At 69.7% G+C, this 10,682-nt stretch carries 10 protein-coding genes; 2 read left to right on the top strand and 8 right to left on the bottom strand.

Annotated features, from left to right (window positions below; genetic code table 11):
• Positions 1 to 204: 204 nt before the first annotated feature.
• The 4 genes from C8D87_RS08365 to gabT all read right to left on the bottom strand — a co-directional run bounded on the left by C8D87_RS08365 (position 205) and on the right by gabT (position 4,859).
• Positions 205 to 705 carry a CAP family protein gene (locus C8D87_RS08365; RefSeq protein ID WP_170166353.1) on the bottom strand — a complete coding sequence of 167 codons (501 nt, stop codon included), beginning with the start codon at positions 703 to 705 and terminating at the stop codon, positions 205 to 207.
• A gap of 481 nt (positions 706 to 1,186) precedes the next feature.
• Entirely contained in the window at positions 1,187 to 2,149 is a 963-nt protein-coding gene (locus C8D87_RS08360) for a LacI family DNA-binding transcriptional regulator (RefSeq protein ID WP_112226132.1), read from the bottom strand.
• Between the two features lie 101 nt (positions 2,150 to 2,250).
• The gene (locus C8D87_RS08355) at positions 2,251 to 3,663 is read right to left on the bottom strand and encodes an aldehyde dehydrogenase family protein (RefSeq protein ID WP_411711349.1); all 1,413 of its coding nucleotides are present in this window, start codon (positions 3,661 to 3,663) and stop codon (positions 2,251 to 2,253) included.
• A complete protein-coding gene (gene gabT, locus C8D87_RS08350) occupies positions 3,558 to 4,859 on the bottom strand; it encodes a 4-aminobutyrate--2-oxoglutarate transaminase (RefSeq protein WP_112226130.1) in 1,302 nt (433 codons plus the stop codon). Before gabT ends, C8D87_RS08355 begins: the two co-directional genes overlap by 106 nt.
• Positions 4,860 to 4,940: 81 nt before the next feature.
• Between gabT and C8D87_RS08345 the strand changes: the two genes are divergently transcribed.
• Positions 4,941 to 6,203, top strand: coding sequence for a PucR family transcriptional regulator (locus C8D87_RS08345; RefSeq protein ID WP_112226129.1), 1,263 nt, complete (start codon positions 4,941 to 4,943; stop codon positions 6,201 to 6,203).
• On the opposite strand, the gene C8D87_RS08340 is transcribed toward C8D87_RS08345, so the two are convergent.
• On the bottom strand, positions 6,177 to 6,989 hold the full coding sequence (locus C8D87_RS08340; protein ID WP_112226128.1) for a dioxygenase family protein: 813 nt from the start codon (positions 6,987 to 6,989) through the stop codon (positions 6,177 to 6,179). The genes C8D87_RS08345 and C8D87_RS08340 overlap by 27 nt on opposite strands.
• 109 nt (positions 6,990 to 7,098) lie before the next feature.
• On the opposite strand from C8D87_RS08340, the gene C8D87_RS08335 reads away from it, so the two are divergent.
• Positions 7,099 to 7,686 carry a histidine phosphatase family protein gene (locus C8D87_RS08335; RefSeq protein WP_112226127.1) on the top strand — a complete coding sequence of 196 codons (588 nt, stop codon included), beginning with the start codon at positions 7,099 to 7,101 and terminating at the stop codon, positions 7,684 to 7,686.
• 4 nt (positions 7,687 to 7,690) lie between these two features.
• Here C8D87_RS08335 and C8D87_RS08330 read toward each other — a convergent pair whose 3' ends face one another.
• The 3 genes from C8D87_RS08330 to C8D87_RS08320 are packed head-to-tail and all read right to left on the bottom strand — an operon-like array spanning position 7,691 to position 10,673.
• The gene (locus tag C8D87_RS08330) at positions 7,691 to 9,022 is read right to left on the bottom strand and encodes a PEP/pyruvate-binding domain-containing protein (RefSeq protein WP_112226126.1); all 1,332 of its coding nucleotides are present in this window, start codon (positions 9,020 to 9,022) and stop codon (positions 7,691 to 7,693) included.
• Positions 9,019 to 9,621: a transcriptional regulator gene (locus C8D87_RS08325; protein WP_112226125.1), complete on the bottom strand. Its 603-nt coding sequence runs from the start codon at positions 9,619 to 9,621 to the stop codon at positions 9,019 to 9,021. The genes C8D87_RS08330 and C8D87_RS08325 overlap by 4 nt, the downstream gene beginning before the upstream one ends.
• On the bottom strand, positions 9,618 to 10,673 hold the full coding sequence (locus C8D87_RS08320) for a TetR/AcrR family transcriptional regulator (protein WP_112226343.1): 1,056 nt from the start codon (positions 10,671 to 10,673) through the stop codon (positions 9,618 to 9,620). Before C8D87_RS08320 ends, C8D87_RS08325 begins: the two co-directional genes overlap by 4 nt.
• Positions 10,674 to 10,682: the final 9 nt, after the last annotated feature.

The raw sequence follows: 10,682 nt of genomic DNA, 5'->3' as shown, positions 1-10,682 counted from the left end.
CTGGGTTGCGGTGAGTGTGCTGCTGTGGGGCCCTTCCGGCGTTTGCGCGTCGGTTGGGTGGGTCGTCCCCCGGTTGCGTTGGCGGGTTCCTGTTTCGTGTCCGTAGGTGGGCGCGTTGGGTGCGTGTGTGGCGGTTGCGTTTGCGTGGCGGCCCGCGGTGTGAAAAACAGCTCGGCTTCGCCTTCGCGAGAGGGGCGCGCGTGGTCACCTTGTGGTGGGTGGGAGGACGTTTGCCACGAACTGGGTCAGGGTGTTGCCCCGGGCGGCGAAGTTGACCACTACGTAGGTGCCGTTGGCGCCCTGTTTCAGGCCCACGCCCACTCGGTCGGACGACTTCCAGACCATGGCGGTGAAGTGCAGGACCTCGTAGTTGATGTTGGAGGCGGTCATCTCCTTGGTGTAGTCGTGGCCGCGGGATTCGCTGTACCAGTTTTCCAGGGCGTTTGTGGCCACCCTGTCCATTGCTCGGGTGCGGCTGCCGATCCAGTAGAGGTTCTCGCCGTAGGGGTTGTTCGGGCGGTGTTCGAAACCGACTGTCTCGTGTAGATGATCTGCCCATTCTTGGGCTGTTCGGGTCACCTCGGAATCGAGGGAGAGAGGGCCTACGCCGTGCTTTGCGCGGTAGGCGTTGAGGAGTTCTACCGTCTTGGCCACCGGGTCGGCGGCCAGGGCTGGGGTGGCTGGGGTCAGCAGCAAGGTGGCCACGACGGTTACGGTGAGCATCGTTCGCATGACTGGTTTTGTCCCCCGGATGGGCCAGGTTGGGCAACCTGTTGGGGCAAGACCGGTGTCTTGATTGGCGCTGTGTAGCCATGAGTTGGGCTAAGCGTGTGGTGGACGCCACACGGTGGAGTGTGTGGTGGGGGTCACCCCTATGGACCCCTTGCGTTCGTGAGTGATACCCCGGTTGCGGTGCAAATTCACTCCACAGGACGCCGGGAGGGCTCTACCTTTGTGATGTCAGCCACGACGGAAGGAGCCGGACATGGAGCGCCACGAAATTCTCGCTGACGAGGACGGCCACATTCGCGGGTACGACTAGAGCGACGTCCTCGGCCGTGCGCGGGGGAGCCATCCCGAGAGGCTTCCCCGCGGCCGGAGTGACGGTTGAGTCGTACGTGTCAGTGATTGGGAAGTCGGCCGTGGAAGCGTTGGTGATTTGCGGGCGACTGGTGGTTGGGCCGCGTCACGTGGACGTCGGGTGTTTGCGGGTGCTGGCGCGGATGACGAGGTTGGTGGGGAGCTCGCGGCGTTCGGCTGGGGCGTCGTCCAGGCGTTCGGCCAGCAGGTCCACGGCCACCTTGCCCGCTTCCTCGGTCGGCATGGCCACCGTGGTCAGGGCTGGGGAGCACATCGCGGCGTAGAGGATGTCGTCGAAGCCGGTGACGCTGATTTGCTGCGGGACCTTGATGTCGTGTTCGGCCAGGTGGCTCAGCACGCCCAGGGCCATCAGGTCGTTGTAGGCGATGAACGCGGTTGCGTTCGTTTTTAGTGCCTGTTCGGCGGCGGTTCGGCCGCCTGCGAAGTTCGGCTCGAAGGGGCCCAGCACTCGGGCGCGGTTGCGGAGGCCCTGCAGCCTGCGGTTGTGCGACCAGGACATGGTGGGGCCGCCCAGGTAGACGTACTCCGTGTGGCCCAAGGACTCCAGGTGCGTGATCACCTGGTCCATGCCAGAGCCGCTGTCCATCAGGACTGACGAGACGTCCGGCACGGTGCGGTTGATCAGCACCAGTGGCGTCAGGTTGGCCAGCTCGGTGATGGTCTCGTCTGACGACAGGGGTGAGCAGAGCACCACGCCGTCGACCTGGGCCGCCATCGTGCGGACCAGTTCGGCCTCGGTTTCCGGGTCTTCGCGGCTGTCGCAGAAGAAGACCGAGGTGCCCGCCTCGCCGGCCCTGGTCTGCACGCCGCGCAGCACTGCCGGGTAGAAGGGGTTTTCCAGGTCTGGTACCACGATGCCGAGGTTGCCGGTGCGGCCGGTGATCAGGCTTCTCGCGGCGCGGTTCGGCTGGTAGCCGAGTCCTCGCACCACGTCCAGGACCCGTTGCCGGGTGGTTTCCTTCACGAGGCCGGGCGCGCTCAGGGCGCGCGAGACGGTCGAGACGGAGACCTGAGCTTGGCGAGCGACATCCCTGATGGTGACGGCCACTCGTGCATCATCGCAGTCAAGGTCAAGATCGGCCCATTCGTCGGATGAATGGGCCGATCGGGGTTTCCTTGGCCTGTACCGGGAAAACGACCGGGAAATGTTCAGAGCTCCAGGCCGGTCAGCACCAGGACTCGGGGTTCGGTCAGGTCGTCCATCGCCGCGCGGAGGCCCTCGCGGCCGGTGCCGGACTCCTTCACGCCGCCGTAGGGCATCTGGTCGGCGCGGTAGCTCGGCACGTCGCCGACGATGACGCCGCCCACCTGGAGTCGTTGCGCTGCGCGGAAAGCCAGGCGCACGTCGGTTGTGAAGAGGCCCGCCTGCAGGCCGTAGCGGGAGGCGTTGACGCGGTCGAACGCCTCGTCCACCGAGTCGACTCGCGCCAGCAGCACGACCGGGCCGAACACCTCCTCGGCGCTCACCTTCGCGTCCTCCGGCACGTCGGTCAGCACGGTGGGCGCGTACACCCTGCCGTCGCGGGAGCCGCCGGTCAGCACGGTCGCAGAGGCCTCGTTCACCCACGACTCAACGCGTTGCGCGGCGGCATCGCTGATGAGCGGGCCGACGTCGTTCGCGACGTCGAGCTTGTTCACGTGCTGCACAACGGCTTCGGACACGGCGTCGTAGACGTCGGTGTGCACGTAGACGCGCTGGACCGAGATGCACGACTGGCCCGCCTGGTACATCGCGAACGTGGCGATGCGCTGCGCCGCGAACTCGATGTCCTGCCAGTCGGGGGCGACGATCGCGGCCGCGTTGCCGCCCAGCTCCAGCGTGACGTGCTTGCGCGGCACGCGTTCCTTGATGCCCCAGCCGACCGGGCCGGAACCGGTGAACGAGACGACCGGCAGGCGCGGGTCCTCGACGAGCGCCGCCGTGTCCTCATTGGACAGGTGCAGTACCGACCAGGCGCCGTCGGGCAGGTCGGTCTCGGCCAGCAGCTCGCCGAGCAGGAACGCCACCTTCGGCGTCGCGGGCGCGGGCTTCAGCACGATCGGGGCGCCGACCGCGAGGGCCGGGGCGACCTTGTGCGCCACCAGGTTCAGCGGGAAGTTGAACGGCGCGATGCCCAGCACCGGCCCGCGCGGTACCCGGCGCACCAGAGCGAGGCGGCCCTCGGCGGCCGGGTCGGTGTCCAGGCGCTGCAGTTCGCCGGAGAAGCGGCGAGCTTCCTCGGCGGCCCAGCGGAACGTGGAGATCGCGCGGGTCACCTCGACGCGTGCCCACTTCAGCGGCTTGCCGGAGTCGTCGTTGATGGCCTGGGCGAACTCCTCCGCGCGCTCGGCGAGCCGGCGTGACACGTGGTCCAGGGCGGTGGCGCGGCGGTGTGCGGGCAGCGCGGCGAGCTCGGGGGCGACGTCATGAGCCTTGGCGACGGCGTTTTCGACGTCTTCCGGGGTGTTGAACGCGATCATGCGAGCAGGGCTCCTTCGAGCACGTCGAGACCTTCGGCGAGCAGGTCGTCCGGGATGACCAGCGGGGGCAGCAGACGGATCACGTTGCCGTAAGTACCGCACGTCAGCACGACGACACCCTGGTCGTGGCACGCCTTCGCGACGCGGGCGGCGACTTCGGGCGTGCGTTCGGTGAACTCGATGGCGAGCATCGCGCCGCGGCCGCGGATCTCCGCGATGATGTCGGTCTTCTCGGCGACGGCACGCAGCCGGCCGAGGACCGTCTCCTCGATGCGGCGTGCGGCGGCGTTCAGGTCGCGCTCGCGCATCGTGCGGATGGCACCGAGAGCTGCAGCGCACGCGACCGGGTTGCCGCCGTAGGTGCCGCCGAGCCCACCGACGTGCACGGCGTCCATGATCTCGGCGCGGCCCGTCACGGCGGCGAGCGGGAGGCCGCCCGCGATGCCCTTGGCCGTGGTGATCAGGTCCGGCACCACGCCCTCGTGGTCGGAGGCGAACCACGAACCGGTGCGGCAGAAGCCGGTCTGGATCTCGTCGGCGACGAACAGCACGCCGCGTTCACGGCACCACTCGGCGACCGCCGGCAGAAAACCCTCGGCGGGCGCGATGAACCCGCCCTCGCCCTGGATCGGCTCGATCACGACGGCGGCGGTGTTGTCCGCGCCGACCTGCTTCTCGATGGCGGCGATCGTCCGCTGCGCCGCCTGGGCACCCGTGAGTCCGTCGTGCAGCGGATAGGACGCCGCCACCCGGTAGACCTCGGGCGCGAACGGCCCGAAGCGGTGCTTGTACGGCATGTTCTTGGCGGTCAACGCCATCGTGAGGTTCGTGCGGCCGTGGTAGCCGTGGTCGAACACCACGACGGCCTGCCTGCCGGTGACGTGCCTGGCGATCTTGACCGCGTTCTCCACGGCCTCGGCGCCGGAGTTGAACAGCACCGACCGCTTCTCGTGGTCGCCTGGTGTGAGGCGGTTCAGCTCCTCGCACACCTCGAGGTAGCCCTCGTAGGGGGTGATCATGAAGCAGGTGTGGCTGAACCTGTCGATCTGCGCGTGCACGGCCTCGGCCACCGCGGGGGCCGGGTTGCCGACGTTCGTGACGGCGATGCCCGAGCCGAGGTCGATGAGCTGGTTGCCGTCGACGTCGATCAGCAGGCCGTCGTCGGCGGAGGAGATGTAGGCGGGCAGCGTCGAGCCGACACCCGCGGCGACGGCGTTCTTGCGCCGCGCCTGGAGTTCCAGCGACTTCGGGCCGGGGATCGCGGTTACCAGCCGGTTCTCGGGCAGCAGTCGGGTCATGTCCTCAGCATGGTCCTGGTCACCGCGCCACGCAGTGTCTTAAATGGTGATCTGGGGTGCTCACGTTGTACAAATTGGCACATGCCCATCACGCTGCGGGAACTCGCACGGACGTTGCGGCTCCCGGTGCTCGCCGGGGACGTGACGAAGCCGGTGGGCTGGGTGCACGGCACCGAGCTCGCGGACCCGACCCCGTTCCTGGAGGGCGGCGAACTGCTGCTGACCACCGGCCTGAGGCCCTTCAGCGCCGGCTACGTCGAACGCCTGGTGCGTGCCGGTGTGGTCGGACTGGGCTTCGGCACCGGCCTCGGCCACGACGAGGTGCCGCGTGCCCTGGTGGAGGCGGCTGCCGACGCGGGGCTCGGGCTCGTCGAGGTGCCGCGCGAGGTGCCGTTCATCGCCATCAGCAAGGCGGTGTCGAAGGCCATCGCCGCCGACGAGTACGCCGCGCTCACCCGCACCAGCGAAGGCCAGCGCGCGCTCACCAGAGCCGCCGTCCGTGCGGGCGTCGGGGGAGTGGTGCGCAGGCTCGGCCAGTGGATCGACGGATGGGCCGTGCTCCTCGACGCGGCCGGCCGGCCCGTGCACGCCCACAACCCCCGCCTCGTCCCGGACCTGACGGCCGAGCTCGCGCGCCTGACGACCGCGGGTGGCCTCGCCAGCGCGGCGTTCGAGCTCGACGGCGTGCACGTGTTCCTCCAGGTCCTCGGCAGCCGTTCCCGCGGCGTGCTCGCGGTCGGAACCACCAGGCCGGATCTGGGCATCGTCAACACGGCCGCCTCGCTGCTCGTCCTCGCCCTCGCGCAGAACGACTCCGCCGACGCGGCGAGAAGGGAGCTCCGGGCAGGCCAGTTCCGGATGCTGCTGGCCGGGCTGGTGGTCGACGGCCTGCCTGACCGGTTCCGGGTGTTCCTCGCCGGCGAACCGCCGGACGGCGACGTGTTCTGGGCCGAGCACGACGGCGACATCGTCGTGCTCACCACCGAGTTCGACGGCTTCGCATCGTCCGAAGTGGACACCACAGAGGTCGCGCGGGGTTACCGCGAAGCCCGGCAGGCGCGGCAGGCCGGCCTCCGCAGGTTCGAGGACCTCGCCGGGCACGTGCGGCTCCCGGACGGGTTCGCCGACGCGTTGCTGAGGCCGCTCGACGAGGAAACGCGGGAGACGCTGAGGGTGTGGCTCGCGCACCACGGCGCCTGGGATCCGGCGGCGACGGCGTTGGGCGTGCACCGGCACACGCTCCGCAACCGCGTGCGCAAGGCCGAGCAAGCCCTCGGCCGCTCGATGGACTCACCGGGGCTGCGGGCGGAACTGTGGCTAGCCCTCCACCGCGAAGGTCAGTGAGGCGGTGTAGCCGGACTGGACGTTCCCGGACATGGTCGCCATCTGGTGGTCCACGCCATCGCGGAACACCATGTCCTGCTTCAAGGTCGTCCGCGACATGTTCCGGACGCTCTGCGTGTACCCGGTCGTGCCGTAGACCTCCTTGCAGGTCGTCTCCGGCAACGCGAGCTGCGAGGTCGTGATCTTGTTGCCCGCCTTGGTGGCCTCGGCGAGGCTCGGGTAGACCTCGAAGTGGATGTGCGGCCAGCGCCCCGAGTACGCGCCGGGGAAGACGCTGACGAACTTCAGCTTCCCCGCCGAGTCCGCCTCCTGGACCCCGCGCAGGAAGTTCTCGTTCTTCACGCGGTCGGAGTACATCGAGTAGTCGCCGTTGATGTCGCAGTGCCACAGGTACAGGGCGGCACCCGCGTACGGTGTGCCGTCTTCCCTCTGGACCGTCAGCTCGATGTTCAGCTGCACACCCTCGGCAGTGCGGGTGGACGAGCCGAAGCTGGAACGGATGTCCGAGCGCACGATGCCGCTCTGCGTGAGGGCGTTCGGACCGTTGGAGCCGTCGCCGGGGAACGGTCCGGCCGTCTCCTCGGGAATGGCCTCCAGCGGGCTGCCGGCTGCCGTCGTTCCTGATGAACTGGCGTTGCTGGTGGTGGCGGTCGAGTTCGACGTGGTGGTCGACGGAGCACAGGCCACGAGCGTGAGGCCTGCGCCGCCGAACAGCGACAACGCCCGCCGGCGCCCGATCAGGGTGGCGAGGTCGAACTGGAGGCCGCGGTCGTGGTTGTCCGTCATGGGAACAGATTGCGGCCGATTTCTGTGAGATGCCTGTGCGCCACCTGTCGAGACGCTAGCTGATGTTCGGATGGTGTGAACATCTGGATGTTGTGAGTATCCTAAGTCGATGGCGACACGACACCTGTACGTGGTGAGGCACGGCGAGGCGGACCCGTTCGGCGAGCTGACCGAGACCGGGCAACGGCAGTCGGAACTGCTCGGAGAACGCCTGGCCGGTCTGCCGGTCGACGCCGTTTGGCATTCACCGCTCGTCAGGGCGACACGATCCGCCCAGATCATCGGCCGGTACCTGCCGGGTGTCGCTGTGCGGGAAGCGGCCGAGCTGATCGACCACGTGCCGCACGTGCCGGACGAGATCCCTCCCGCGTGGGCGGGGTTCTTCGACGGGTACGACGCCGCGGAGGCCGCTGCGGGCGCACGTGTCGCGGAAGCACTGATCGGCCGCTTCGCCCGCCCGGCGGACACCGAGACCCACGAGGTCCTGGTCACCCACGCCTATTCGGTGGCCTGGCTGGTGCGGCACGCCCTCGACGCGCCACCGGCCAGGTGGCTCGGGCTGAACTGCGGGAACACGGCGCTGACCGCGATCGAACACCGCGACGGCGCAGCTCCGGCACTGGTGCTGTACAACGACATGGGCCACCTTCCGCCGGAGCTGCGCTGGACGGGGCTCGGGCCTGCTGTGCGGCCCTGAGCCTTCAGCGGCGGAGCACGGCGTGGGCGGCGCTGAGGCGTTGGGCCTCATCGCGTTCCGAGCGGTCGCCCGACACGTCGTCAGCCCAGCGCAGCAGCCGGTGCAGGTGGGCGTCCGCAGCGTTCGTGACGACGCGAGGGCTGCCGAGGACGACTTCGCCACCGGTCCCGTCGATGGTGAGCAGGGTGTTTTCGTCGAAGGTGCGTCCCCCGATGCTCGCCGAGCTTCCCGCGACGACGAGGCCGGAGACTCCCACGACGGCGGGCTTTCCCATCGCCCGTGCGACGACCGCGGCGTGGCTGGCCGGCCCGCCGCGGGCGGTGACGATGCCGGTGGCCGCAGCCAGGCCGCGCATGTCGTGCGGCGACGTCTCGGGGCGTACCAGGACGACCGGACCGTCCACCGCCAGGCGCACCGCCGCGTCGGCCGTGGTCGCCACCCTGCCGGTCGCGACGCCGGGACACGCGCCCAGTCCTCTGGCCAGCACCTCTGAGGTCGCTGCGATCCGGGGTGTGCGGACGTGCCGGAGGTGCTGTGGCGAGATCCTGAGCAGCGCCTCGTGCCGGTCGATCACGCGTTCGTCGGCCAGGTCGGTGGCGAGGCGGACAGCGGCTGCTCCCACGAACCGGCCCGGACGGACCTGCAGCAGCCACAGCTCACCGGCCTCGAAGGTGAACTCGACGTAGCACGCGTCGCGGTAGTGCGCCTCGGCCCGGCTCAGGGCGTCGAGCAGACCGGCCCACACCGTCGGTTCCCGGTCCGCCAGCTCGCGCAGGGGCAGGGTCGATGAGCTGCCGGAGACGACGTCATCGCCCTGGTGTCCAAAAAGGACCTCGCCGTACGGGACGTTCGCGCCGGTGTTGGGATCGCGGCTGAACGCGACTCCGGTGCCGCTGCGGTCGTCGCGGTTGCCGAACACCATCCTCTGCACGATCGCGGCGGTACCGAGTTCGTGCGGGATGTCGTGCAGTTCCCGGTAGGTTCGCGCCCGTGGTGTGTTCCACGAGGAGAAGACGGCTTCCACCGCGGACCTGGCGGCGGCGGTGGTTGTGAGCTCCAGGTTGAGGATCGTGTCCATCATGCCGGGCATCGACACGGCGGCCCCGGAGCGGACGGACACCACGTCGAGCCCGGCGATCGCGGTCGCGAGTTCGTCGTCGAGCCCGTCGGGAAGACGCCCGTCCCGCAGGAACGCGCGACAGGCCTGCGTGGTGACGACGAACCCAGCGGGCACAGGCAACCCGAGACGGTGCAGGACGACGAGCCCGTGTGCCTTGCCTCCCAGCACCTCCGCCGAGTCTCCGGTCTCGGCGTTGAGCTGCCTGATCCACCTCATCGCGGGATCCCCAGTGACACCAGCAGGTCTTCGTGCAGTTCGGCCCACACGGCGTGGTAGGACGCGGTGCTGTCGGCCACGTGCTCCAGCTCGCCGGAGCCTGCGCGGCCGAGGGCTTCGGCGAGGCGGATCCGATAGCGGCCGAATCGCGGCAACGCCGACGACAGCTGGGCGCAGACGACGGTGGCACGCCCGTGGAAGTCGGCGAACCGGTCGAGCACGCGGGCGTCGTACGAGGAGTCGCTGTGGTCGTTCGCGATCATGACGCCGTCGACGGACCGCAGCTGCCAGGCCGTGCAGAGGTCGAGCAGTTCCGGGTTGAGCACGAGAAAACCGTCGAACGCCTCGGTCACCGCCGGGCGGGCACCTGCCGACTCCAGCTCGGCGGTGATCCGCTCGGCATCCGCGGTCCTGCCCGTCTCCGTCAGGCTCCACACGCCGAACTCGGCGAAGCGAGTGACGAGACCGGCGGCCGCGAGATCGATCAGCTCGGACTCGACGTCGGACTCGCTGAGACCGGTGGTCGCCGCCACGCGTTCGAGGCCGGCGGTGCCGACGCAGCGCAAAGCATGCAGCACCAGCAGATCCGGCCCGCTCACGTCGTGGTCTTCCGCGCGGCCGACACCGCGTGGCCGGCGCCGCGCCCGCCGGACCGGGCGACGATCACGCCGTCCTGGACCCGCACCGCGGTCTCGGTCTCGTCGTCGACATCCGGCAGTCCGAGCGCCGATGCCACCAGCGCGTCGTCGTCGAGAACCAGCCGGACGCGCTGCCAGACATCGGCGGGGAACACCCGCCGCAGGCATCCGGCGACGTCGGTGATCCTGAGCCGGACCAGGCGGCCGATCTCGGCGGGGTCGCCCGTGACGACCACGATCGTCACGTTCTCGCCGGAGCGGACGGCTTCCTCCGCGGCACCCAGACGACCGGCGCCCAGCACGGTGATCAGACCGTCGGAGGCGAGGTCGGCCTGCCGGCCGCTGATCCGGTCGACGAGTCCCTCCGGCGCGGTCCAGCTGTCCGCACACGGCTTCGCCGGGGTGACGAAGGGCAGGTGCGGCGGCGCCCAGGTGTCCGTGAGGCCGATGCCGGCCAGGTGCCCGCACGCGTGCGTCAGGTCGAAGGGGTCACCGGACCCCGGCGCGGTCTCGGCACGATGACTCGCGCCGTCCAGCATCGTCAGCACCAGCTCGGCCAGCCGCACCCGGCGCGCCGGGCCGCCCGCTTCCAGCGCGATGGCGAGCAGCAGCGCCTCCAGCCTGGCGACCTGCGCCAGCACCTCGCGTGCGTGTTCGTCGTCGAGGACGCCGTCCAGCGAGCGCAGTTGCAGGCGCCCGCCCCACGCCGTGCCGCCCAGCGGCAACCGTTCGAGCCAGACCCTGGCGAACTGTTCCAGCGCGCCGGCCGTCGATGCCGGCGGTGGCGGAGGCTCACCTGCGGCGGCCTCCGCCACGTCGATCAGCACCGCCAGGTACAGGGCGCGTTTGCTCGGGAAGTTCGAGTACACCGCGCCACGGGTCAGCTCGGCCCGGTCGGCGATCCGGTCGATCTTCGCCAGGGCGTAGCCGTGCTCGGCGAACTCCTCCTTCGCCGCCGCCAGCACGGATGCCCGTGTGCGTTCCTGCTGTTGTGCTCGTGTCAGCCGAACCATGGACATCAG

The organism is Lentzea atacamensis (genome assembly GCF_003269295.1).
In the GTDB taxonomy this organism is placed as follows: Bacteria; Actinomycetota; Actinomycetes; order Mycobacteriales; family Pseudonocardiaceae; genus Lentzea; species Lentzea atacamensis.
This window is presented reverse-complemented; position numbering and strand designations above follow the sequence as displayed.